Here is a 25219-nt window from a genome sequence, read left to right on the forward strand (position 1 = left end):
TATGTATGTTGCTACAGCAGTAGTTGCAACTACATAGAAAGTTAAACTTCCATGTTGAAATATATTTTGCGCAGATTAGGCAGCTCCGTGCTGGTAATGTTTGGCGCCTCAATACTAATGTTTGTGCTGGTGATTAATGCCGGCGACCCGCTTGCTGATCTTCGTGAGAATACTTCAGCAAACCGCGATTACCTGATGCAGCAGCGCATCGAAACCATGGGCCTTGATTTGCCATGGTATGAGCGCTACCTGAACTGGCTCGGCGGTGTTTCAAAGTGCTTTATTGGTCAGTGTGACTTCGGAATGAACCGTTCTGGCCAGAGCGTTAATGAAACCCTGCTGCTTGCCGCTTCAGCGACGCTGCGTTTGGTGATTATCGCGACGCTGCTGGCAATCGTGATCGGTATCGCAGTTGGTATCGTGACCGCGATTCGTCAGTACTCTGGTCTTGACTATGCAGTAACCCTGCTGACCTTCCTATTCTTCTCATTGCCTGTGTTCTGGGCGGCAGTGCTGCTGAAAGAATACATGGCGATTGGGTTTAACAACTGGATTGCAAACCCCGAATACAGTCCGCTAGCAGTGACGATAGTGGCAATTCTGGGCGCTCTGGTTGTGCAGGCAGCAATGGCCGGCGACCTTAAGCGTCGTCTGCTTACCGCAGGTGTCACCGCCGCCTTCATCATCATCAGCATGATGGTTATGAATTTCATGAACTTTGCACAGCACCCACAGCTGGGCCCTGCGGGTGTTCTCGCTATCGGTGTTGCGGTCGCGGTTATTGCAACCGTGCTGATGGCTGGTCTGCAAAACCGCAAGGTGCTGCTGAGTGGTCTGATTACCGCGGCGATTGGTTTCGTAGCCTACTACGCAACCTTCTGGCTGCTGGATGATCCAAACTGGTTCATTTTGTTCCTGCTGGCGCTGCTAGCGGTCGGTATCGGAATCGCTGTCGGTAACATCGTCGGCGGCTACTCTCGTCGAGTTGCAGCAACCGTGGGCGGAATCACCGCGTTTATGATGGGTCTCGCGATCCTCGCCGACAAGGTATTCTTGTACTGGCCGGTCTATCTCAACCGAGTGAGTCGCCCGATTGGCACAATCGGTTCTGAGACCCCGAACTTCAGCGGCTCCTTCTGGGAAGTCTTCATTGATAAAGGCACTCAGCTGCTGCTGCCAACCATCCTGCTGACTCTGGTATCTATCGCGAGCTATTCACGCTACACTCGTGGATCAATGCTTGAAGTATCGCGCCAGGACTATATCCGCACTGCACGTGCAAAGGGGTTGAACGAGCGTCAGGTTATTCTGAAGCACGCTTTCCGTAACTCACTGATTCCAATCACCACCATTATGGCTTTTGACTTTGCGGGTCTGATCGGTGGTGCGGTTATCACTGAGAAGGTATTTGGCTGGAAAGGCATGGGTGACCTCTTCAAGGTTGGCCTGGAACAGGTAGACCCAGCACCGGTTATGGCGTTCTTCGTGGTAACTGGCTTCACAGCAATTTTGTTCAATCTGCTGGCAGACATCCTGTATGCCGTGCTTGACCCAAGGATTCGAGTGTGAGCATCATGAATAACCAGAATCTTAAACCACAGACAAACAGCATCGACATCAACAACCTTGCTGAGGTTGAAGACGCGAAACTACGCCAGCAAACTGGCAAATCTTACAGCCAGGGCCAGCTGGTATGGCGCCGTTTCCGGAGCCACACCGGCGCCGTAATCTCAGGCATCGTGCTGCTGGTAGTTATCCTGCTGGCTTTTACCTCAATCGGTGTGGGTAACATCCCTGGCTGGTGGAATAAGTCATACACTGCCACTGGTGCTGTTATCAACGGCGGTGTGCCTGACATTTCAGTTGGTCATCCAATGGGTCAGGACCACCTTGGCCGTGACTACTTCGCGATGGTAATGCGCGGCACCCAGCAATCACTAGTGATTGCTTTCGTGGTGGGCCTTATCTCAACCTTCATCGGTGCTATCATCGGAGCCATCGCGGGCTACTTCCGTGGTTGGGTCGACTCTGTGCTGATGCGTATGACTGACCTGGTGATCGTGATTCCACTGCTCGCACTGGCTGCGGTGCTCGGTAAACTGTCCTCTGTGTTTAGCGAGGGTGGCATTCTGCCGCTGGCAATTGTGCTCGGCCTCGTTACCTGGACCTCGCTAGCCCGTTTGGTGCGTGGTGAAGTGCTTTCACTGCGGGAGAAAGAGTTCGTGGCTGCTGCGGTCTCAATGGGCGCAAAACCAGCACGTGTAATCTTCAAGCACCTGCTGCCAAACACCATCGGCGTTATTGTGGTGAACGCAACCTTTGCGATTTCAGCTGCGATTTTGCTGGAGACCTCACTGTCATACCTCGGATTCGGTGTGAAAGCGCCTGACACCTCACTGGGTCTGCTCATCAGCCAGAACGAGAACGCCTTCACCACTCGGCCATGGCTGTTCTGGTGGCCAGGTCTGATGATCCTTGCAATCACCCTGTCCGTTAACTTCATCGGTGACGGTCTGCGTGACGCATTCGATCCACGCCAATCTGGAAAAATTAAATCCCGTCGTGCTGCGCTGCTCGGATTCTTCGGGCGTAAAGAGGCACTGGAGGCTGTCGCCCCGAGCAAGGTAGCTGCTGCCAAAGCCGCCGCTGCTCAGGACGCAAAAAGCGTAGAAGGAGACACTGATGGCCGCTAGAAAGAAAGATCTGCCGACAATCACCACCTCAACCAACGTGGTGTATCGTCACGACAGCCGCGACGGCAAGCCAATTCTGTCCTTCCAGGACGTGAAGGTGAGCTTTGACACCGAGTTCGGCCAGGTTGACGCTGTAAAGGGCGTGAGCTTCGATGTGAAGCCGGGCGAGGTAGTGGCGCTGGTGGGTGAATCTGGTTCTGGTAAATCAGTGACCAGCTCCACCGCTATGGGTCTGCTGCCGAAAAACGCGCACATCACCGGTAAAGTGCTGCTCGGCGACGACGACGTGCTGCAGATGTCAGCTGGGCAGCTGCGCCGCCTGCGTGGCCGCCGTGTCGCAATGGTGTTCCAGGAGCCGATGACCGCACTGAACCCAGTGCTCACCGTTGGTGACCAGCTGATGGAATCACTCAACGTGCACAACATCGCCTTCGGTAACGAGGCGAAACGGCGCGCGGTTGAGCTGCTGGAAATGGTTGGTATTCCGGATGCGGTAAACCGTCTGAAGCAGTACCCGCACCAGTTCTCTGGCGGGCAACGGCAGCGTATCGTGATTGCGATGGCGCTCAGCTGCTCCCCAGAGGTGATTATCGCTGACGAGCCAACCACCGCGCTTGACGTAACCGTGCAGGCCGAAATTCTGGAGCTGCTGCGCAGCCTCAAGGACAAGCTGAACACCGGTATTCTGCTGATTACCCACAACATGGGTGTGGTTGCGGATATGGCGGATCGGGTTTGCGTGATGCTGCGCGGCGAGCTGGTAGAAACCGGTGACGTGCGCCAGGTGATGCAAAACCCGCAGCACCCTTACACCCAGCGCCTGCTGTCAGCGGTGCCGCGTCTGGGTGAAACCCTGACCGTGGCAGAGCCAAACCCAGTAACCGGAGCGGTAGCTGCCAACACCAAATACGCTGTGGAAGCAAACAGCATTTCTATTGCCTACGAACACCGCGGCAAGAAGAAAGTTGTTGTGCACGATGTGTCGTTCAACGTGGCACCGGGTGAAATTCTTGGTCTCGTGGGTGAATCAGGCTCTGGTAAATCAACCATCGCCAAGAGCGTGCTCGGTCTGCTACCAATCACGCAGGGCAGCATGAAGCTGTACGGGCGCGAGCTCACCAGCCTCAGCAAAGCTGAAACTCGCGCGATGCGCAAGCAAATCGGAGTGGTCTTCCAAGATCCGGCAGCGTCACTTGATCCACGATTCCCAATCGGTGACATTATCACCGAGCCAATGGTGATTCACGGGGTTGGCGACAAAAACAGCCGCATTGAGCGCGCCTACGAGCTGCTCGACGCAGTGAAGCTGCCACGCTCTGTTGTGAACCGCTACCCACACGAGCTCTCCGGTGGTCAGCGGCAGCGTGTTTCAATCGCGCGTGCTCTGACGCTCGACCCAGACGTGCTTATTGCTGACGAGCCAACCAGTGCGTTGGACGTGTCAGTGCAGGCAGCCGTGTTGGATATGTTCGCCGAACTGCAGAGCCGTTACGAGTTTGCCTGCCTGTTCGTTTCGCACGATCTGGCAGTCGTTGATATGCTCGCCCACAAAGTGCTCGTCTTGAAAGACGGTCGCGAGGTAGAGCAGGGTAGCACCCGCGAAGTGCTGCATAACCCACAGGCAGACTACACCCGCCGCTTGCTGGCTGCAGCGCCAGTGCCAGACCCAGACGAGCAGCGCTCTAAACGCGAAGAGCGCAATCGTATTCTGGGCGTAAGCGGGTTGTCAATCTAAAAACACTAAGGGTGTCGGAAACAAAGTTTTCGACACCCTTAGCAGTGACACTAAACTTCACACTTTGCCAACTACCACAGAAGGAGAGAAATGGCGCAGGTTGCAGGCCTCCCAGAGGCCCTGAAAATCGATCGTGAGCACACCGCAGTAGACGCGATTGCAAACAAATACTATGAAAGGCTGCTGGAGCTGGATCCAGCTGCAGCAACCGTGGCCGGCCGTGCCGGGCGCGAAACCGAGTACGCTGATTACAGCCCAGCCGGTGAAGAGCTCTACTATCAGGCTGCGCGCGATGCGCTAGCAGAACTGAGAGAGGTAGCACCGGCCGATGAGGTGGACGTGGTCACCATTGACGTCATGCAGGAACGTCTCGGCCTGCTGCTGGAGCAGCGGGAAGCTGGCCTCGGCAGCTGGGAGCTGAACCCGCTAGCCACAATCCCACACGAAATCCGCATGACCTTCGACCTGATGCCACGCGACACCGCCGCAGAACACGCGCACATCGTGGGTCGTATGGCAAATGTGGCAGCAGCCATCGACGGGCACATCGAAACCCTGCAAGACTACGCCAACAAAGGCAGCGTTGCTGCAAAACGCCAGCTCAAACTGGTAGTTGAGCAGTTTGCCGACTACGGTAAAGACGAGGGCTTCTTCGACCAGCTCGCAGCCGACGCCATCGCAGCCGATGCCGGCCTCACCGCCAGCGCACAGGAGGCAGCAGCCTCAGCCAAGGCAGCGTACACTAAACTCAGCAACTTCATCGCAGAAACCCTGCTGCCACTTGCTCCTGTCGAAGATGGTGTGGGCGTCGAGCGCTACCAGCTGCACTCCCGCTCATTCCTCGGCACCACCGTGGATCTCGCAGAGACCTACCAGTGGGGTGTTGAAGAGCTGGCACGCATCATCGCAGAGCAGGAAGAAGTAGCTGTCGGCATCAAGCCGGGCGCGAGCATCGCCGAAGCAAAAGAGGTGCTTAACAACGACCCAGCCCGCAAACTGCACGGCACAGACGCGCTGCGCGCTTGGATGCAGGATCTCAGCGACAAGGCAGTTGCCGCGCTGGCAGGGGAACACTTCGCAATCGAAGGCCCAATGACCAAGCTGGAATGCATGATTGCACCAACCCAAGACGGTGGTATCTACTACACCGGTCCGTCGAGCGACTTCAAGCGTCCGGGCCGGATGTGGTGGTCAGTACCGCCAGGGGAGACTGAGTTTACCACCTGGGCAGAAACCTCAACCGTATACCACGAGGGTGTGCCAGGACACCACCTGCAGATCGCAACCGCAACCGCGATGGCAGAATCCCTCAACAGCTACCGTGCCGAGGGAGTTTGGGTCTCCGGTCACGGCGAAGGCTGGGCGCTTTACGCAGAGCGGCTGATGGAAGAATTCGGTTTCCTGAGCGATTTGGGTGACCGCATGGGCATGCTTGACGCGCAGCGGATGCGCGCCGCCCGTGTGGTCTTCGACATCGGTGTGCACTGCGGTTTTGAGATTCCGGCAGAGTGGGCTGAGAAGATTGGTCACAGCGGCGTATGGACCGCCGAAGCAGGCTACGAGTTCCTGAAGCAGAACCTCGATACTTCACCGGGGCAGCTGGACTTCGAATTCCACCGCTACCTCGGCTGGCCAGGACAGGCGCCAAGCTACAAGATCGGGCAGCGTGTCTGGGAACAGCTGCGGGAAGAAGCCCTGGCAAACGGCATGAGCCTGAAAGAGTTCCACACCGAGGCGCTGAAGCTTGGCACCATGGGTCTGGACAGCCTCCGCAAGGCACTTGCTAAATAGTAAGGCGTTGGCTATCTAAGCAAAGGCTGGCGACACAGCGAGCCTCTTGCTAGCAGCAAAGCTCTGAAAATAGGCAGACAGCAGCTGCGTAACCCTTTAAAGCGGTGCGGTGGATCATTCCGCCGCACCGCTTTGCTATGCCAGTCACAGGCGAAAAACAGCGTTCAGGATTCTCACAGTCGGCACCAATAAAGTAAGAAACTTGTGTGCCGCTACAGGCGGCATCGGAAGCCCAGATGAAGGAGCTACTTTGGCATCGGCCGCCGCCCAAGACACCACTAAACGCTTAGATATGCTCGACGTGCTGCGCGGTTTCGCGCTGTGCGGGATTCTGTTCGTGAATATGCCACCAACCTTTAATGCTGAGTGGCCACAGTATGCCGCTGGTCACATGACGGTGCACCTGTTTTATGACCTGTTTATCCAGCAGCGTTTCTTCCCGCTGTTTAGCTTGCTTTTCGGCATCGGTTTCGCGCTCTTGTGGTTTAAAATTGAGCACCGGCGCCGTCGGCCACGGCTGATTTTGTTGCGCCGTTTCGCTTTGCTCCTGCTGCTGGGAATCCTGCATCAGCTGCTGCAGCCCGGCGAAGCTCTGCTGCCTTACGCCATCTGTGCACTGTTGCTGCTCTTGCCGTTGACCTTCTTGCCGCGACGTTGGTTCGGGTATGTCACCCTGATTGGCGGCGCCGTGCTGACGATGCTGTCGCTGTGGTACACCGGGGGCGGTATCACCCTGATACCGGGAATTTTCTTGCTCGGAGCGACGCTGGGCACGCCACGGAGCGGCAAAGCGGCTATGAAGGCAGCACCGTCGCAGGCGAGTGCCGGAACAGAGTTGCCGCTGATCGTCGCACTGGAAAGATTCGCCTGGTGGCAACCCGCGGCAGCCGGCTTCGGAATCATCGCTGGCAGCCTATGCGTGTGGCTAGCCTTCACAAACGAAAACTACTATCGCAGCGAAACGTTCATGGCAGCAACCGGACTGCTGCTCATGCTCACCTACGCCTGTAGCATCGTAACCCTGGCGCACAGTAGCATCGGGCCGGTGATTCGACAAATATTTCGCCCGCTCGGAAAAATTGCGCTCACCAATTACCTCGGCGCCACAGTGCTAATGACAGCAATCAAGCTAGTCACGGCGCAAGCAGGGTGGGTTTGGGACAGCGGCCAGAAAATGTGGCTGACAATGACAGCGCTGTGTTTTGCGATACTGCTTTTACAGTGGATCGGCAGCGTCCTGTGGCTCACCAAATTCAAGCAAGGCCCACTCGAACAGCTGTGGCGGCGAGTTAGCTACTGGGGAGACAGGTAAAACTCTGGGGAGACAAGTAAAACTCTGGGGAGACAGCGCAGCGGCGGGCTTGGCGGAGATAATTTTGGAACTCCGCCAAGCCCGCCGCTGCGCGTACGCTAAATACCCTCGCGGGCGTTGCTTTCGTCTGTGAGCTGTGCCAGGACCTCTGCAACCCGCGGGCTGCTCACTGTGGTGGTTGCCGGATCCTGCGCCGCCAAATCGTCGAGCACCGCCCGCACGTACTCCACGTCTTTATCGCCGCGGCCAGAGAGATTCACCAGAATGCAGAGTGGTTGCTCGCCCGGCTCCACAGGGGGAGCCGCAGCGGCAAGTTTTAAAGCATACGCTAGAGCGTGCGACGACTCCAGTGCCGGAATGATACCCTCGTAACGGCACAGCAGTCGGAACGCCTGCAGTGCCTCCGCGTCAGTCACCGCAACATACTCTGCTCGCCCGGTCTCCAACAGATAAGCGTGCTCCGGGCCGATCCCTGGATAGTCTAGCCCGGCAGACACCGAGTGCGAGGTGAGCACCTCATCATTGTCATCAAGCATCACGTAAGAGCGTGAACCGTGCAGCACCGCGGGCCGCCCAGTGCACAGCGGTGCGCCGTGGCGCCCGGTCTCAAGGCCCTCGCCGCCAGGCTCAACACCAATCAAACGCACCTCAGGGTCGTCAAGATAGTTCGCAAAAGCGCCGATTGCGTTGGATCCACCACCAACAGCAGCCACAACCACATCAGGGAGACGGCCCGTGCGCTCTAGCATCTGCGGCTTAGACTCCCGCGAAATCACCGCCTGGAACTCTTTCACCAGCTTCGGGAAAGGGTGCGGACCAGCCGCTGTGCCCAGCAGATAGTGGGTGTCAGCAAGGTTTTCAGCCCAGTCAGTGAGCGCGACATTAATCGCGTCAGACAGCCCGTTGCCGGCATCAGCCTGCACCGGAACCACCTCAGCGCCCATCAACCGCATCCGATAAACATTCGGCTGCTGCCGGGCAACATCCTTAGCACCCATGTAAATCGTGCACTTCATGCCCATCAACGCCGCCACCATCGCGGTCGCGGTGCCGTGCTGGCCCGCGCCGGTCTCCGCAATCAAACGTTTTTTGCCGAGCCGCTTCGCGAGCAGCGCCTGCGCAATAGTCTGATTGCCTTTATGAGCGCCGCCGTGCACCAAATCTTCCCGTTTCAGGAAAATCCGGGCGTTACCCTTGCCCTCAAGCGGCAAATTCGCACACTCCGTAATTGGAGTCGGACGACCCAGAAAGTTCTGATACAGTGACTCCAACTCCGCCTGGAAAGTTGGATCCTCCAGCGCCTCAACATAGGCTTTTTCAAGCTCATCCAGCGCCGGCAGGAAAAGCTCCGGAACATATTGACCGCCAAAATCCCCAAAGTAGGCGTCAATCAGAGTTTTGCGGGTGTTTTGTGCGGCAGTCATTATTTGTCCTTCCCGAAGATTGTGTGCGGCGTAGCTGGCCTACAGCACGCGCTCCGCCACAAAAGCGCGCTGTGGCGCGACATAGCTGTTTTGAGACTCAATCAGCTGCAACTCCCGCTGCCCAGAATCGAGGGTGTTTTGCAGCAGCTCAAAAATACTCGCGGTGGTGAGTTCCAGCGCCTCTCGCAGCGACTTGCCGCTCACAAAGTGCGATGCAAACAGCGCCGCGGTCACATCACCAGAGCCATTCGCCTTAAACGGCAGACGCGGGGTGCGGATCAGCCAGCCTTCGTCACCCGAAACTGCCAGCATCTCAATCTCGTCATCGCCAATCTCAGGCCGCTCCACACTGGTTACCAAAACTGTCTGTGGCCCAATCTGCTGCGCCTGCTTTACCGCTTCAAGCGTTGAAGCTAAGTCGCTCGGAGAAGTGCCGGTTAAAAAGCCCAGCTCAAACTGGTTCGGAGTGATAATGTCAGCGTGCTGCACTACCCGGTCGCGGATCAGCTCCTGCACCTCGGGAGCCACAAAGCAGCCAGACTTGGCATTACCGAGCACCGGGTCACAGGAGTAAACCGCAGCCGGGTTACGCTCTTTGGTCTTCGCGACCGCGTCGAGAATCGCATCGCCGATCGATGATCCACCCTGATAACCAGAAAGGATCAGCTCACAGTCTGCAAGCCCGCCACGCTCGTCAATACCGGTCACGATTTCGCGCACATCATCGCCGCTCATCAGCGGGCCACGCCACGCACCATAGCCGGTGTGGTTAGAGAAACACACGGTGTAAACAGGCATAACCTCGTGCCCTAGTCGCTGCAGCGGGAAAACCGCTGCGGAGTTACCGACATGACCGTAAGAAACAGATGATTGAATAGATAAAATGCGCATAAACTAATTTTGACACACTCCCGCACGAGAGCGCACTGCCGCGCGGTAACACAGCCACCGCGCCCGCAATGCTTACGATAGGCTAACAGGTATGACAGCGGCTGCGAACTTTACGGGAGGAGCTGGGCGTTACGCTCCCAGCCCCTCCGGGAACCTGCACCTCGGCAACCTCCGCACCGCGTTAGTCGCGTGGCTGGCAGCACGCAGCACCGGCCGTCGCTTCGTGCTGCGCGTCGACGACCTTGACCGTGCCCGTGACGCTGGATATGCCGCTGCCCAGCTGCAGCAGCTCGCAAGCCTCGGGCTGACCCACGACGGTGAAATCGTATACCAAAGCGACCGCACCGCGCACTACGCTGCAGCACTAGCAGAACTCACCGCAGCCAATCTCACCTACGAGTGCGTGTGCAGCCGCAAAGACATTCTCGCTGCACCCACCGCGCCGCACGCACCGCCAGGCGCCTACCCGGGCACCTGCCGCAACCTTGACCCGGCACAAAAAGCTGCGGCGCTCGCAGCCATCGCACCTAGACAGCCGGCAATCAGGCTGCGCACCCCGGTCACTGCAGGCACTTTCACCGACCAGATTCTGGGCGAGCAAAGCGCGGACATCGACGATTTCGTGCTGCGCCGCGGCGACGGTACCTACGCCTACAACCTCGCAACCGTGGTAGACGACGCCGCAGCCGGAGTCGACCAGATTGTGCGCGGCGCTGACCTCGCCAGCTCCACCCCCCGGCAAATACTGCTCGGGCAACTTTTGGGGCTGCCGCAGCCCAGCTACGCCCACGTGCCGCTGGTGCTAAACCCGGCAGGTGCCCGCCTGGCAAAGCGTGACGGCGCGGTAACCCTGGTTGATTTAGCTGCCCAAGGCATCACCCCGGAGCAGGTGCTGCAGGTGCTAGCGCAATCCTTAAACCTCGCGCACCCGGGCGAAACAGTGACCGCGGCAGACCTGGTGCCGCGTTTTAGCCTACAACAGTTACCGCAGCAGGCATGGGTGGTGGATCCACCTGCCCTCTTTAAAACCGCAGCCTAGACCGTGGCAGTGGTGCGCGCACGCACCAAAAGATAGCTGCCGAGCCCCAGAAAACCCATCACCGCAGCAAACAGGAGCGGTGCCCGAAACCCTAAGCCGGCAGCGATAACCGCGCCTGCTCCGGCAGCTCCCAAAGCGTTTGCGGCGTTGAACGCGGCGTGCACCAGAGCTCCTCCCAAAACCGGAGCCTTCGCAGCGATATCCATCAGCCACAGCTGAGCCGGCGGCACCAGCATGCTGGAGGCCGCACTGCACACGAAAATCCCGAGGAAAAGCAGCGGTGCCAGATGCGCAATCAGTGCGGTCCCTGTTAACGCCGCGGTGAAGGTGAGTAGCGCAAGGCGTAGCGCTGCCTGTGGATTACGGTCAGCTAGTTTTCCGCCGAGCAAGGTGCCGCAAGTCATGCCGCAACCGGCGGTTGCCAGCGCCCACGGCACCAGGCCAAGCGGCAGCACAGCAAGCTCGGTGACCACCGGAGAAATATAAGAGTACAGAGCGAAATATCCCGCCATGCCGAGCGCCACCACGGCTACCGCCGCCCACAACATGCCGCTCTTAAAAGCTGCCAGCTGGGTGCGAAGAGTCATTGCGGTGGCTGGTTGCAGGCGCGGCACCGTGATCAAAATGGCCAGCAGTGCGACCGCGAAAACTCCGGCAATCACCAGGTAAGCGGTGCGCCACCCCGTCTGTTGGCCGAGCGCCGTAAACAGTGGCACCCCCAGCAGATTACACACCGTTAAACCCAACAACACATAGGCGACACCGGCTCCGCGTTTTGCCGGCCCTAGCAACTGTCCGGCAACCAGCGGAGCCACCCCAAAATAGGCACCGTGCGGCAGCGCCGCCAGAAAACGACTCACAACCGCCACCTCGAAGCTCGGCGCAACCGCGGTGAAAACTGTGCCGAGCGCAAAAATTCCGGCAAACAGGAGCAGCGATGCCTTATAGCTGAGACGAGTCGAGAGTGCAATCATTAGGGGAGCGCCGCACACCACGCCAACCGCGTAGGCGGTTACAAACCAGCTCGCAGTGCCCAGCGCAGCGTCACGATCTGCTTGATAGGCTGCGGCGAGCAGGTCCTGGGTCATCTCAGGCAGCAGACCCATCGCCACGAACTCGGTGGCACCGATCCCAAACCCGCCCAGGGCAAGCGAAATAACCGCGGCGGTGACCGCGAGGCTGCGATGTTTCATACTGGCTTTCAGGCTAGTTAGTGGTTGCTTCTGGCGGAGTCACCGGCAGCGGTTCCGGGCGTTTCGGATCAAGATTATCGCCGCTTGAGACCCCGCGAATGCGGCGCACAACCCACGGCACCAAATACTCGCGAGCCCACACAATATCGTCTTTGCGAGCCTCCCGCCACGACTTTTCCGGCACCTCTTGCGGTTGCAGCGGCACCAGCTGATGTGGCACATTCAGGGTATCCAAAACCGCGAGCGCCACCGTGTGATGGCCCAGCGGATTCAGATGCAGGCGATCATCAGCCCAGTAGCGTAAATCCTGAGTTTCCTTCAAACCCCAGCAGTTCACCACATAAGCATCGTAGTTATCGGCAATCACGCGCTGATTCATAGAGTAGACAGCCGCCTTACTGCGCACCGACTTGAAAACCGTCGCGTCAGCCACATCGAAGGCGCTAAACAGCACAATCGTGGCGCCAATCTCGCTGAAGCGGCGCACAATCTGCTCCATTTTTGCGGTCACCTCGTCGGGGTCGCTCTTGGGGCGCAGCACATCGTTACCGCCGGCCGAAATAAACACGATATCCGGTTTCAGCTCCAGCGCTTTATCGACCTGCTCCTCCATAATCTGCGAGATAACTTTCCCGCGCACAGCCAGATTGGCGTAAGCAAAATCAGGGTTTAAAAGCGCAAACTGCTCCGCCACCCGATCAGCCCAGCCCCGCAAACCACCGGGCACACTCGGCTCCGGATCACCGAGACCCTCCGCAAAAGAATCGCCGATAACCACCATTCGGTGCCACGGCAGCTGGCGCCCCACGTTAGCGGCAGCAGCCTCCCGGGCGCGGGCCGCCTGCACAGTGATGGCACCGGTGCTGGCGGCGCGATCCACCATCCGTAAAATCTTATTTTTAAAATCGCTGCTATTCTTGGCCATAGTGCCCCCGCTCATCAGCTGTTTGCTCAGGTTGCCAGTTTATCCTAGTTCTCTATGACCGAATCTGCTAATCCGCTACACGTGCCCGGCAGTTACGCTGCAGAGCACCTGTCGCCAGCCTTCCCAGAGCGTGCAGCCTGGGGCACCGCTGGCAGTTTGCGGGCGTGGCAGGAAGAGGCAATTAACAAGTACCTCGAAACTAATCCGCGTGACTTTTTAGCCGCCGCAACCCCGGGCGCGGGCAAAACCACCTTCGCGCTGCGCCTCGCCGCAATTCTGCGTGGCTCGAAAGTAGTAACACAGGTGATTGTGGTGGCACCCACGGAGCATCTAAAAACCCAGTGGGCAGATGCCGCGGCGAAAGTGGGCATTAAACTCAATCCGCGCTACGCTAATGCGGAGGGGCTCAACTACGGCTCCGGATATCATGGAATCGTGGTGACATACGCGCAGGTTGCTCTCAAACCGGTGCAGCACAAGCTGGTGTGTCAACGCGCTGACACCCTGGTGATTTTTGACGAGGTGCATCACGGCGGCGACGCCCTGAGCTGGGGTGACGGCATTAGAGAAGCATACAGCACCGCCACCAGGAGGCTGTCGCTCAGCGGAACCCCTTTCCGCTCCGACGACGCGCAGATCCCATTCGTGCAGTATGCGCCGCAACCGAACGGCACCAAACTCTCAATCACCGACTATGACTACGGTTACGGTCGTGCGCTGCAAGACGGAGTGGTGCGGCCAGTGGTGTTTATGGTTTACGCCGGGAAAATGCAGTGGCAAACCTCCGCGGGTGAAACCATGGAGGCCAGGCTCGGCGAGGGTAACACCAAAGACATTACCGCGCAGGCGTGGCGGACGGCGCTAGATCCCGCGGGCGACTGGATGCCCGCTGTGCTGCGCTCCGCTAACACGCGGTTGACCGAGGTGCGTCAGCATGTGCCAGATGCTGGCGGGCTCGTGATTGCAACCGACCACTCTGCGGCGAAAGCCTACGCAGCGATGCTGGAGCAGATAACCGGCGAAAAACCCGCAGTGATTCTGTCTGATGATCCCGGCGCCTCAGAACGCATCGAAACTTTTAGCGGCAACGGTAAAGAGCGATGGATGGTGGCGGTGCGGATGGTGTCAGAGGGTGTCGATGTGCCGCGGCTCGCAGTCGGGGTTTACGCCACCAGCAGCTCCACGCCATTGTTTTTTGCGCAGGCGATTGGGCGTTTCGTGCGCAGCCGCCGCCGCGGTGAACTGGCAACCGTGTTTCTGCCGAATGTGCCGAACCTCTTGGGACTCGCTGCCGACCTTGAAAAACAGCGCAACCACGTGCTTGATTTGGCGCGCGGCGCGGAAGAACTGCTGGACGCTGAACAGCAGCTGCTAGACGCCGCAAATCAAGAAGATCAAGCCTCACAGGCTCTGCTGAGCGAGTACTCCTACAAGGCGCTCGCGAGCGAGGCAAACTTTGATCGCGCGGTGTTTGACGGTGCAGAATTTGGTGGCTACGCCGCGGTTGAGAGTCTGGAGGAGCTTGACTTCTTGGGGCTGCCGGGATTGCTTGACGCGAGCGAGGTGCGTAACGTGCTGCTGCAGCGGCAGGCGCGGCAGGCGCGGCACGCGGCGGCGCGGCAGGGGATTACCGAGCACGCACCGGAGGTTGCTGAGGCTCCTGAGGCGCTGCACCGGACGCTCACCGAGCAGCGGCGGCTGCTGAACAAACTCGTCGGGATTTACGCCCGTATCACCGGCGATCCGCACGGCGCAATTCACGCGGAGCTGCGTCGCGTGTGCGGTGGTCCGCAGGTTTCCAAGGCTTCGGTGACGCAGCTGCAGGCGCGTATCGATTTACTTAAGCGCCGCATTCACTGAGATTTTCGGGGTGCGGATCAGCCACCCCGCGCGCCGCTCAGCCACTTTTAGTACCCTTAAAGATGTGGAGCAAACACCAGAATTTTTGGCTGCTAAGGAGCGCGTAGCACAGCTGACACAGCAGCTTGACAGTGCTCGCACTGCCTATTACACAGATGGTTCTAGCGAGCTAGCCGACGCGCAGTACGATGATCTACTCGCGGAACTTGCTGCGCTGGAACGCAGCTGGCCAGAGCTTGCCGGGCAGGATAGCCCGACCCGCGCGGTCGGGGCGCCGGTCGCCAGCGGCTTCGCCCCGCACCAGCATCTGCAGCGAATGTACTCGCTTGATAACGTCTTCAGTGAGGAAGAACTTGCCGGGTGGCTGGAGAAAACAGCAGCCGCTGTAGGGCAGCCGGTAACCTGGTTGACGGAGCTGAAAATTGACGGCCTGGCGATCAGTTTGACGTATCAAAACGGCGAACTGGTGACGGCTGCGACCCGTGGCGACGGTGTTGTGGGCGAGGATATCACCGCTAACGCAAAACTGATTCCGGCCATTCCGCAGCGGCTTGACGGGCTCGACGTGCCGCAAACAGTAGAGGTGCGCGGCGAGGTCTTTTACGAAACCGCAGCTTTTGCAAAGATTCAAGCGCGGCAACGTGAATTACAGGCAGAGTATGAAGCAAACTGGCAGCCCGGTCGTGGAGCGCAACAGCGCCCGCCGGTAAAATATCCGGAGTTTGCTAACGCCCGCAATACCGCTGCCGGCGCTATCCGGCAGCTTTCCCGCGGCAAAAACGAGCAAGAGCTGCTGTTGATGCGCGAACGGCTGGGGCAGCTTTCGCTCTACCTGCACGGCATCGGTGCTTGGGATGGCGGTGAGCTGCGGTCACAGGCAGAAACATATCGGCTTTTGGCTGGGTGGGGGCTCCCGGTGTCGCCGCACAACAAACTGTGTGAGAAGTCTGCTGAGGTGTTGGAGTTTATCGCGAGTTATGCGGCTCGCCGGCACAGTATCGAGCATGAGATTGATGGCGTTGTGGTGAAAGTTGACGCTTTGCAGCAGCAGCGGTACCTTGGAGCCACCAGTCGGGCGCCACGGTGGGCAACAGCTTTCAAATACCCTCCGGAAGAGGTGCACACCAAACTGTTGGATATCCGTTGCGGAGTGGGACGCACTGGGCGTGTTACGCCGTATGCGGTGATGGAGCCGGTGCACGTTGCGGGATCCACCGTCCGCAGTGCTACTCTGCACAATCAGGACGTGGTGCGCGCTAAGGGTGTGCGGCTTGGTGACATCGTTGTGCTGCGCAAAGCAGGCGATGTGATTCCGGAGATTTTGGGTGCGGTTGAGAGTGCACGCACCGGCGCCGAGCGTATCTGGGAGATGCCAAAAAACTGTCCGAAGTGTGACACTCCGCTGGTGCAGATGAAAGATGGAGATGTGGATCTGCGGTGCCCGAATGCCCGCGGGTGTCCGGCGCAGCTGGCCGGGCGTATTGAATATCTGGGCAGCCGCAAAGTGCTTGATATTGAAGCTCTCGGGGAAGTTGCTGCTCGCGCTTTGGCAGAGCCGTATGCGGCGGACAATCCTAGCCAGCGGGCAGAACCGCCGCTGCGAAGTGAAGCTGAGCTGTTTGATTTGCGGCTGGAAGATCTGGTGCCGTTGGCAGCCTATAAGCTCGATTCGGACAGTGGACAGCCGTACGAGCCGAAAGACCCCGAGACTGGAATGGTGCGGCCAGAGGCAGAGCTGCGGGAGCTATTAACTGCACCGTTTCAACGGTTGGAGAAGCGTTACCCGCCGGGCGCTGAGGAGCTGACTCCGGCTGAGCGGCGGCGCGCTAAAATCACCAAGAATCACGTTGTTGCGGTGCCTTCTAAAACCGCGGAAAAACTTTTAGAGCAGCTGGAAAAAGCTAAAACCAGCGAATTGTGGCGGCTTTTAGCGGCGCTTAGTATTCGCCATGTGGGGCCCGTTGTGGCGCGCGATTTGGCGGCCTGGTTTGGTTCCTTTGAAGCGCTGTTTAATGCCAGCGCTGAAGAGTTGGCCGCTGTGCCCGGAATCGCTGCAGAAACCGCGCAGGCGATTATTAATTGGTATCAGCAGCAAGAAAACCGTGACATTATCACCCGGTGGGAAGCCGCAGGAGTGCGACTTTACACCCCGGGGCACCCCGGCCCGGGTGCCGCTGCAGCGGCAGAGGGGCCACTAACCGGGCTCACCGTGGTGGCAACCGGCTCACTTGAGGGTTACAGTCGGGAAGAAGCGAAAGCAGTGATTCTTGCCGCCGGCGGGAAAGCTGCCGGCAGTGTCTCGAAGAACACCGACTATGTCGCCGCCGGGCCGGGCGCCGGCTCGAAGCTTGCGAAAGCAGAGGAGCTCGGGATTCCGGTGCTTGACGCGGCGCAGTTTAAGGTTTTGGTGACGATGGGGCCGGCGGCGTTAGAGCTGTGACGCCCGCGGTCAGTGAAATGCTGTGGCCGGGCCGGGCCGCACCGTCGTTAGGTCGCGCGGTTGCAAGGTAGCGCCACAACCCTAATTTTTCGGGTGATAAAAATATTTGCAGTGTAAACTAGATTAGTTATTTCTAATCCCTGAAAGACAGTGAGAAAAATGGCAGAAAACGCCGGAATTACGAGGGAAACTGTCGAGCACCTCGCGGGGCTTGCGCGCATCACCCTCTCCGAAGAAGAAACAACCACTCTAACTGCGCAACTCGGGCAGATTCTGGGCGCAATCGCGAAGGTTAGCGAGGTTGCCGGAGCAGATGTTCCAGCAACCAGCCACCCGGTGCCGCTACGCAATGTGTCTCGCCCTGATGAGGTGCGCGATGTTTTGACACAGGAGCAGGCACTGCAAAACGCTCCTGCGCATGCCGCAGGGAAATTCCAGGTCACCGCGATTCTCGGGGAGGAACAGTAAAGATGGATTACACAGCTTTAACTGCCGCTGAAATTTCTGCCGGGCTGCAGGCAGGGGAGTTTACCTCCGAAGCCGTGACGCAGGCGTTTTTGGAGCGAATCGCGGCAACCAACGAGGAGCTTAACTCCTTCCTGCACGTAAACGCCGCAGCGCTTGACGCCGCCCGTGACATCGATAAGCGCCGTGCCGCAGGTGAACAGCTGCCGCCGCTTGCGGGGGTGCCGCTAGCAGTGAAAGACGTGCTGGTGACAACCGATATGCCGTCAACCTCCGGCTCAAAAATTCTTGAGGGGTATATGTCGCCGTTTGACGCAACCGTGGTTGCTAAAGCGCGCGAAGCCGGCATGATTTTGCTCGGCAAAACCAACATGGATGAGTTCGCGATGGGCTCGGCTAACGAGACCTCAGCTTACGGTCCGGTGAAGAACCCTTGGAACCTCAAAAAGGTGCCGGGTGGTTCGGGTGGTGGATCCGCCGCCGCAGTCGCTGCATTGCAGGCACCTCTGGCACTCGGCAGCGACACCGGGGGATCAATCCGGCAGCCTGGCGCTTTAACCGGCACCGTTGGCGTTAAACCAACTTATGGTGGGGTGAGCCGCTACGGTGCGATTGCGATGGCTTCTTCGCTCGACCAGATTGGGCCGTGTGCGCGCACCGTGCTTGATGCCGGACTGCTGCACGACGTTATCTGTGGCTACGACTGGCATGATTCAACCTCGCTGCAGACGCAGTGGCCGTCAATGGCTGCTGCGGCGCGTGAGGGAGCGGATCCTGCAACCCTGCGCGGCGTCAAAATTGGTGTGGTGAAAGAGCTGCTGAGCGAAGCCACTCAGCCTGGCGTGCGCGAGCAGTTTGAAGCTGCGCTGGAGCTGGCGCGGCAGGCCGGTGCGGAAATCGTTGAGGTTTCAGCGCCGCACTTCGAATACTCAGTAGCTGCTTACTACCTGATTATGCCGGCAGAGGTTTCTAGCAACCTGGCGCGCTATGACTCGGTGCGCTTCGGGCTGCGGGTAGAGCCAGAAAACGGCGGCACCGTCGACGAGGTGATGGGCGCGACCCGCGCCGCTGGCTTTGGGGACGAGGTAAAGCGCCGTATTATTTTGGGCACCTACGCGCTGTCTGCGGGTTACTATGATGCCTACTACGGTTCCGCGCAAAAGGTGCGAACCCTGGTGCAGCAAGACTTCAACGCGATGTTTGAGCAGGTTGATGTGGTGGTCGCGCCGACCTCTAACACTACCGCTTGGGATCTGGGCGAGCGCGTCAGTGATCCAATGCTCAACTACCTCAACGACGCCACCACTATTCCGGCAAACCTGGCGGGGCTTCCAGGGCTCAGCCTGCCGGTGGGTCTGGCAGCAGAAGATTCGCTGCCGGTGGGCCTGCAGTTGATGGCGCCACAGTGCGAGGATGCGCGGCTTTACCGCGTCGGTGCGGCTCTAGAAAGTTTGATTACAGCGCGCGACGGGAAACCGTTTGCGGCACAGATGCCAAGCGATTTTGGCGCGGAAGCGGGTGCATAAAATGGCAAAAATTAAGCTGATGGACTATGACAAAGCGCTGGAGTTGTTTGAGCCGGTAATCGGGCTTGAGGTGCATGTCGAGCTGAACACCAAGACTAAGATGTTTTCAGCTGCTCCAAACTTCTTTGGTGGGGAGCCTAACACCAACGTCACCCCGGTTTGCTTGGGGTTGCCGGGCACGCTGCCGGTTGTGAACGAGCAGGCAGTGCGCTACTCAATCTCTCTGGGGTTGGCGCTGGGATGCCAAATCGCTGAGATTAGCGGCTTTGCACGCAAGAACTACTTCTACCCAGACATGGCGAAGGACTACCAGATTTCGCAGTACGATGATCCGATCGCGTATGACGGCTCAGTTGAAATCGAACTGGCGAGCGGGCGCGTTGTGCACGTGCCGATTGAGCGCGCGCACATGGAAGAAGACGCCGGCAAGCTAACCCACGAGGGTGGCGCAACCGGGCGTATTCAGGGCGCAACCCACTCACTGGTTGATTACAACCGCGGCGGTGTGCCGCTGGTGGAGATTGTGACGCGGCCGATTGTTGGCGGCGAAGCGGATACCCCAGAGATCGCAGCAGAGTATGTTGCAACAATTCGCGAGATTGTGAAATCTTTGGGGATTTCAGATGCGCGCATGGAACGCGGCAATATTCGCTGTGATGCAAACGTTTCGCTGCGGCCACGCGGCACCGAAAAATTCGGAATCCGCACCGAGACTAAAAACGTGAACTCACTGCGTTCGATTGAGCGTGCGGTGCGGTTTGAGATTCAGCGGCAGGCACAGATTCTCGCTGATGGCGGGGAAATTCTGCAGGAGACGCGGCACTGGCACGAGGACACAGGGGAGACCAGCCCGGGCCGACCAAAGAGCGATGCTGATGATTACCGCTACTTCCCGGAGCCTGATTTGGCGCCGCTGGCGCCATCTCCGGAATTAGTTGCTGAGCTGCGCGCCGCGTTGCCAGAGCACCCAACTGTGCGCCGCCGCCGACTGCGGGAGCAGTGGGCGTTTAGTGAACTAGAGTTCCGTGATGTGCTGAACGCGGGGCTAATGGACGCGGTTGAAGCCACTGTCGCAGCCGGTGTTACGCCGCAGACCGCGCGGAAGTGGTGGACCGGCGAGATTGCGCGTATCGCTAACGAGCAGGGCGCAGCTGCCGCTGATCTCATCACCCCGGCACAGCTGGCTGAGGTTGTGGAGCTGGTTGATGCCGGAACTCTCAACGACAAGCTCGCGCGCCAGGTTATCGGTGCGATTATTGCGGGTGAGGGCAGCGCTGCAGAAATTGTGGCACAGCGTGGTCTGGCGATCGTGTCTGATGAGGGAGCGCTAACGGCGGCCGTTGACGAGGCACTTGCGGCGCAGCCTGACGTGCTGCAGAAGATTCGTGACGGTAAGGTGCAGGCTGCCGGCGCGATTATTGGCGCGGTGATGAAAGCGATGCAGGGGCAGGCTGATGCTGCTCGGGTGCGGGAGCTAGTGCTGGAGCGCGCTGCGCAGTAGTTCACTGCTCGAATCTGGCGCAGGTAAGCAGCGGCTGCAGATAAACAGGTGATGGGTTTCTGGATAGCAGAGCCCATCACCTGTTTTGCGCGGTGTCGCGAGTGGTTGAGCGCTGTGGCGCTCGCTATTTTCAGGCAAGAAACAGCATAATTAGAACTTGCGTTCGATAGTTTTGTTCGATAAAATTGTGTTATGAAGCAGCGCGTGATTATGCACATCGACATGGATTGTTTCTTCGTGTCGGTAGAACGGTTGTATGACGCACGGCTAATAGGCCGCCCGGTAGCCGTTACCACTGACAACCGTCGTAGTGTGGTGTCGAGTGCGAGTTACGAGGCAAGAAAATACGGTGTTCGCAGCGCGATGCCGACTGTGCGGGCAAAGCAGCAGTGCGCCGAGCTTTTAATAGTGGAGCCGCACATGGAACGCTACCAGGCGGTTTCACGGCGAGTTTTTGAGATTTTTGAGCGTTTTACACCGCTGGTTGAAAGACTCGGTATCGACGAGGGTTTTCTTGATGTCACGGGCAGCCTTAAACTTTTTGGAGAGCCCCGCCACATAGCAGAGCAAATCAGAAGCACTGTGTGGCAAGAGCTCGGGGTGCCGTGTTCGGTCGGTATCGGGCCAAATAAATTTATCGCTAAAATCGCCTCGGTTAAAGCTAAACCTGACGGTGTTTACGAGGTCCCAGCAGCCGTAGCTCTGCATTTTTTGCATCAGCTCCCAGTTACTGAAGTGTATGGGGTGGGCCCTAAAACCGTGCAAAAACTTAACGCACGAGCAATTCACACCGTAGCTGACCTGTATCAGACCCCGCACAGCTCTCTGGTGCGGCTGGTGGGTAAAGCCATGGGTGATAAGCTCTATCAGCTAGCGCGCGGCGTAGACGAGCGGGAGATAGAAATCAGCAGAGACCCTAAAAGTATCAGCAACGAAAGCACCTTTGAGTACGACACTAACGACCCAGCCGAGATTACCGCCGCAATTTCCTTTCTGTCGCAGAAAGTGGCGCGCAGACTGCGTAAAGCTGGGATGCAAGCCGGCAGCATCGGGGTAAACGTCAGATGGCAAGATTTCACCTCCGGAGGCACGCATCTGAGTCTGGCGCAACCTACCAACTCTACCCAGGTGATTTACAACACTGCGATGCAGCTGGTAACGCAGTTCCTGACAGAGGGCCGAAAAGTGAGACTTTTAGGAGTGAGCACCGGAAAACTGGTTAAAGAAAACACCGCAGCGTTACCCCTGTGGGAAGAAGACAACCAGCGCTGGCACAGCATCGACGTTGTAGCTGACCAAATAGCAGAAAAATACGGCTCCGTGCCAATCACAACGGCGCGGCTTTTAGAATCAACGCAGCAGCAAGCAGAGGAAAACCAAAACAGCTTCGGCAACCGCGGACATGCGGGAGGGTTTCGTATCATCGACTGAATTTACTCGCGGTTAAAGCTAAAGAAAGCTGCGGCACATGCTGCGGCACAGGCAGCTAGTCCTCGCTGAGGAAAACCACCGCGGTCGATAACCCGTCAACAAAAATAGTGAGCCAGTCAAGCACCGCCGCGTGATCTGCAGCTAACTCGCCAGCCTCCGCAGCCCGTAGCGGCGACATTCCAGTCTCCGAAATCACCCGTGATGCAACAGACAAACGCACCAAATTTGTGATGCGCGCCCATCTAGCTGCGCCCACCGCATCAAACTCCAGCGTGTAAGGGTGAGTCTTCGCAATCAACTGCTGCAGCTGCTTTTTAACCCGCTCATCAGCCTCAAAATCAGGGTTATCTAAATCTACCTCGCCAGCGTTCTCCTGAATCTCCCGCAGCGTCTGTTCTAACTCCAGATTCTCAGCCAGATCCGCAGCATCCTCCGACCAGTTCTCGTAAAGCTCAGCCTCGTCAAAGGGGGAGTCCGTATCAGTGCTATCCTGCTGCAGCTCATCCTGCAAAAACAAAAAAGCATCGCTGCGTAGCTGCTGCACATCAGCCGCTAGCTGCTCATCAGAATAAAGCATCCCGTTGAGCTCCCCGATAATCATCGCAAGATCCGCCCGATGCTGCAGTAAGAGACCCCGCTCCTGTGTCATCCGCATAAACTTCGCATACTCCGGGTCAGCGGCAGCATCTGGGAAAAGCATCGCCAGGGCCGGATCTGCGGGCGCAGTCTCCGAGCCACCCAGATCCAACCCCGCAAATAGCGGATCCGCATCAGCTGAAATCTGCTGCAAATACTGCTCTAGCATCAAATCCAGCTGTGAAAACAGATTGCTCATAGAGCGCGCCTCGATACGGCGCAGCCGCATCACACAAAGTTCATGATGTAAAGCTAATTCCATGTCGACCCGCTCGCCTCAAGAGGAGCCATCTTCGCTTGCAAACCGTAGCTGTGCAAAGTTGTGACAAGCCGTTGGCAGTCATCCTCGAAACCCGCAAAAACTGTGGCATCACCGAGTCCAGAAATTTTTTCCACCGTGCTTTCAGCGTCGGGAACCGCAAGATGCAGCTCATGCACCAAAACCATGGTGACATACGACGCAAGATTGACGTCGTCATCAAAAATTGTGACCCGCCAGTAGCCGTTTTCGTGTGTCTCAGTCACCGCAGCCTCACAACCTGGTTATTTGGCCGCGCGATGTGCGCGGAACTTCTTGAACAACCACCACATCAGAAGCGCTGCAATGAGCGCCAAAATTACATACTTGAAATAGTCAATAAAACCGCTAACCTCTTGCCAGCGATCCCCGAGCAGATAGCCAGCAGAGACAAAAATTGTGTTCCAAATCAGGCTCCCAGCAGTGGTCAGCAGCGAAAACCGCAGCAGATTCATGCGTTCAACACCGGCAGGAATCGAAATCAAGGAGCGAAAAATCGGCAGCATCCGTCCAAAGAAAACCGCCTTATAGCCATGCTTATTAAACCAGGCAACCGTTTTCTCAACGTCGCTGCCGCTTACCAGCGGCAGCTTGTTAGCCAGCGCCACCATCCGGTCATGCCCCAGCTTCGCGCCAATCCAATAGAGGAACAAAGCGCCCACTAGTGAGCCCGCAGTCGCCCACAAAATAGCTTCAAACGGGCTGAACTTCGCTTCCGGCATTGCCGCAGTGAAACCAGCCAGCGGCAGCAGCACCTCGCTCGGAATCGGCGGGAAAAGATTTTCCACAGCAATTCCGATTGCGACGCCGGGTGCGCCGATGACATTCATGAGGTTGATAATCCAGGTCACGATAGGATCAAGCCAGCTGCCCTCGCCAGCACCGGTGAGCGCGGAAAAAATTGTGCTGTGGAACGTCATCTTCTTTAGCCTCGTCTAATTCAACCGTGCAAGGGCCTGCACCAGCGGCTCAGAAATCACGGTGGTGATAGTTTCAGGGGCGGCAACCAAAGCGGCAATGCGCGCTCCGATTTCTGCAGTGGTCAGCCCCATGCGCGGGCCAGCCAAAGCCGGCAGCTCGGCTAAAACCTGCGCAGTGGCAGCCTCAATCGCTGCGGCGGCTGATCCCTCACCCAAATGCCCCAGCAGCAGTGACAGCGCCAAAATCGCGCCAGCCGGATTCGCTACCTGCTGCCCGGCAATGTCAGGGGCGGAACCGTGAATCGCCTCAAACATGCTCGGAGCCGAACCGTCAAGATTGAGATTAGCGCTGGTTGATACGCCCATACCGCCCTGAATCACCGCCCCCAAATCAGTGACGATATCACCGAAAAGATTGTCTGTCACAACCACGTCAAAACGCTCAGGGCACACCGGCAGATGGAAGCACATAGCGTCAACGTGCACATAATCGACAGTCACCTCGGGGTAGTCTTGACCCACCTCTGCGACAACCTTCGACCACAGCTTACCGGCGGCGACCAGCACGTTAGTTTTGTGGCACAGCGTCAGCTTCTTACGGCGCTGCATCGCCAGCTTAAACGCGTACTCTACCACCCGGCGCACCGCCGCGTAAGTGTTCACAGACTCCTGCACCGCAACCTCAAGCGGCGTGTCAGCGTGCACAGTGAGACCCTCTGCAACATATGCGCCCTCAGTGTTTTCGCGCACGAAAACGATGTCGCACTGCTCTGGCTGCAACCCGGCAATTGGTGTCGGCACCCCTGGGTACAGGCGCACTGGACGCACATTAGCTGCCTGCGTAAAACGCTTGCGCATCTCTAAAATAATCCCGCGCTCGAGAATTCCGGGAGTTACCCGCGGGTCACCCATTGCGCCGAACAAAATCGCGTCAAACTCGGCCAGCTCAGCCGCCGCCTCCTGTAAAAGCTCCCCGGTCGCGAGATAGTGATCGGCTCCCATCGGAAAATACTGTCGCGCCGTACTGAAACCAAACCGTTGCTCGGCTGCATCCAGTACCGCAACCGCGGCCGCAATGACCTCGGGGCCGATACCGTCACCCGGCATAATCGCAATTTTATGAGCTGTCATAGTGCTTC

The 25219-nt window shown here is 58.1% G+C and carries 20 protein-coding genes; 12 read left to right on the forward strand and 8 right to left on the reverse strand.

Going from position 1 to position 25219, the window contains the following annotated elements:
• Positions 1 to 51: 51 nt before the first annotated feature.
• The 5 genes from F5897_RS00430 (at position 52) to F5897_RS00450 (ending at position 7531) form a co-directional block, all read left to right on the forward strand.
• A complete protein-coding gene (locus tag F5897_RS00430; RefSeq protein WP_183304092.1) occupies positions 52 to 1569 on the forward strand; it encodes an ABC transporter permease in 1518 nt (505 codons plus the stop codon).
• Positions 1570 to 1574: 5 nt separating this feature from the next.
• Entirely contained in the window at positions 1575 to 2693 is a 1119-nt protein-coding gene (locus tag F5897_RS00435; RefSeq protein WP_183304142.1) for an ABC transporter permease, read from the forward strand.
• On the forward strand, positions 2683 to 4428 hold the full coding sequence (locus F5897_RS00440) for an ABC transporter ATP-binding protein (protein ID WP_124823987.1): 1746 nt from the start codon (positions 2683 to 2685) through the stop codon (positions 4426 to 4428). Before F5897_RS00435 ends, F5897_RS00440 begins: the two co-directional genes overlap by 11 nt.
• Before the next feature lie 90 nt (positions 4429 to 4518).
• Positions 4519 to 6219 (forward strand): DUF885 domain-containing protein, encoded by a 1701-nt coding sequence (locus F5897_RS00445; protein WP_183304093.1) that lies wholly within the window; start codon positions 4519 to 4521, stop codon positions 6217 to 6219.
• 250 nt (positions 6220 to 6469) lie between these two features.
• The gene (locus F5897_RS00450; protein WP_183304094.1) at positions 6470 to 7531 is read left to right on the forward strand and encodes a DUF418 domain-containing protein; all 1062 of its coding nucleotides are present in this window, start codon (positions 6470 to 6472) and stop codon (positions 7529 to 7531) included.
• 98 nt (positions 7532 to 7629) lie between these two features.
• On the opposite strand, the gene trpB is transcribed toward F5897_RS00450, so the two are convergent.
• Together trpB and pdxY are read right to left on the reverse strand one after the other, a co-directional pair.
• The gene (trpB, locus tag F5897_RS00455) at positions 7630 to 8955 is read right to left on the reverse strand and encodes a tryptophan synthase subunit beta (protein ID WP_183304095.1); all 1326 of its coding nucleotides are present in this window, start codon (positions 8953 to 8955) and stop codon (positions 7630 to 7632) included.
• 39 nt (positions 8956 to 8994) lie between these two features.
• Positions 8995 to 9846 carry a pyridoxal kinase PdxY gene (gene pdxY, locus F5897_RS00460; protein WP_124823990.1) on the reverse strand — a complete coding sequence of 284 codons (852 nt, stop codon included), beginning with the start codon at positions 9844 to 9846 and terminating at the stop codon, positions 8995 to 8997.
• Between the two features lie 91 nt (positions 9847 to 9937).
• Between pdxY and gluQRS the strand changes: the two genes are divergently transcribed.
• The gene (gluQRS, locus tag F5897_RS00465; RefSeq protein ID WP_183304096.1) at positions 9938 to 10885 is read left to right on the forward strand and encodes a tRNA glutamyl-Q(34) synthetase GluQRS; all 948 of its coding nucleotides are present in this window, start codon (positions 9938 to 9940) and stop codon (positions 10883 to 10885) included.
• Here gluQRS and F5897_RS00470 read toward each other — a convergent pair.
• Positions 10882 to 12078 (reverse strand): MFS transporter, encoded by a 1197-nt coding sequence (locus F5897_RS00470; RefSeq protein ID WP_183304097.1) that lies wholly within the window; start codon positions 12076 to 12078, stop codon positions 10882 to 10884. The two genes, gluQRS and F5897_RS00470, sit on opposite strands and share 4 nt — an antisense overlap.
• Positions 12079 to 12091: 13 nt before the next feature.
• Positions 12092 to 13003, reverse strand: coding sequence for an SGNH/GDSL hydrolase family protein (locus F5897_RS00475; protein WP_246332162.1), 912 nt, complete (start codon positions 13001 to 13003; stop codon positions 12092 to 12094).
• 54 nt (positions 13004 to 13057) lie between these two features.
• On the opposite strand from F5897_RS00475, the gene F5897_RS00480 reads away from it, so the two are divergent.
• The 6 genes from F5897_RS00480 to dinB all read left to right on the forward strand — a co-directional run bounded on the left by F5897_RS00480 (position 13058) and on the right by dinB (position 22226).
• A complete protein-coding gene (locus tag F5897_RS00480; protein ID WP_124823993.1) occupies positions 13058 to 14863 on the forward strand; it encodes a DEAD/DEAH box helicase in 1806 nt (601 codons plus the stop codon).
• Between the two features lie 64 nt (positions 14864 to 14927).
• Positions 14928 to 17303, forward strand: coding sequence for an NAD-dependent DNA ligase LigA (ligA, locus tag F5897_RS00485; protein ID WP_183304098.1), 2376 nt, complete (start codon positions 14928 to 14930; stop codon positions 17301 to 17303).
• A 159-nt stretch (positions 17304 to 17462) separates the two neighbouring features.
• Positions 17463 to 17771, forward strand: a complete 309-nt coding sequence (gatC, locus tag F5897_RS00490) for an Asp-tRNA(Asn)/Glu-tRNA(Gln) amidotransferase subunit GatC (RefSeq protein WP_183304099.1) — start codon at positions 17463 to 17465, stop codon at positions 17769 to 17771.
• A gap of 2 nt (positions 17772 to 17773) precedes the next feature.
• A complete protein-coding gene (gene gatA / locus F5897_RS00495; RefSeq protein ID WP_183304100.1) occupies positions 17774 to 19294 on the forward strand; it encodes an Asp-tRNA(Asn)/Glu-tRNA(Gln) amidotransferase subunit GatA in 1521 nt (506 codons plus the stop codon).
• Between the two features lies 1 nt (position 19295).
• On the forward strand, positions 19296 to 20795 hold the full coding sequence (gene gatB / locus F5897_RS00500) for an Asp-tRNA(Asn)/Glu-tRNA(Gln) amidotransferase subunit GatB (protein WP_183304101.1): 1500 nt from the start codon (positions 19296 to 19298) through the stop codon (positions 20793 to 20795).
• A 192-nt stretch (positions 20796 to 20987) separates the two neighbouring features.
• Entirely contained in the window at positions 20988 to 22226 is a 1239-nt protein-coding gene (gene dinB / locus F5897_RS00505) for a DNA polymerase IV (RefSeq protein ID WP_183304102.1), read from the forward strand.
• 55 nt (positions 22227 to 22281) lie between these two features.
• Here dinB and F5897_RS00510 read toward each other — a convergent pair whose 3' ends face one another.
• From F5897_RS00510 to F5897_RS00525, 4 genes are read right to left on the reverse strand one after another with little or no spacing between them, the layout of a single operon-like run.
• On the reverse strand, positions 22282 to 23124 hold the full coding sequence (locus F5897_RS00510; protein ID WP_183304103.1) for a DUF2017 family protein: 843 nt from the start codon (positions 23122 to 23124) through the stop codon (positions 22282 to 22284).
• The gene (locus F5897_RS00515; protein ID WP_124824000.1) at positions 23115 to 23387 is read right to left on the reverse strand and encodes an ATP-dependent Clp protease adaptor ClpS; all 273 of its coding nucleotides are present in this window, start codon (positions 23385 to 23387) and stop codon (positions 23115 to 23117) included. The genes F5897_RS00510 and F5897_RS00515 overlap by 10 nt, the downstream gene beginning before the upstream one ends.
• Positions 23388 to 23405: 18 nt before the next feature.
• A complete protein-coding gene (locus F5897_RS00520) occupies positions 23406 to 24080 on the reverse strand; it encodes a DedA family protein (RefSeq protein WP_124824001.1) in 675 nt (224 codons plus the stop codon).
• Positions 24081 to 24095: 15 nt separating this feature from the next.
• Positions 24096 to 25211 (reverse strand): 3-isopropylmalate dehydrogenase, encoded by a 1116-nt coding sequence (locus tag F5897_RS00525; protein ID WP_183304104.1) that lies wholly within the window; start codon positions 25209 to 25211, stop codon positions 24096 to 24098.
• Positions 25212 to 25219 lie beyond the last annotated feature (8 nt).

The organism is Canibacter oris (assembly GCF_014197205.1).
In the GTDB taxonomy this organism is placed as follows: Bacteria; Actinomycetota; Actinomycetes; order Actinomycetales; family Microbacteriaceae; genus Canibacter; species Canibacter oris.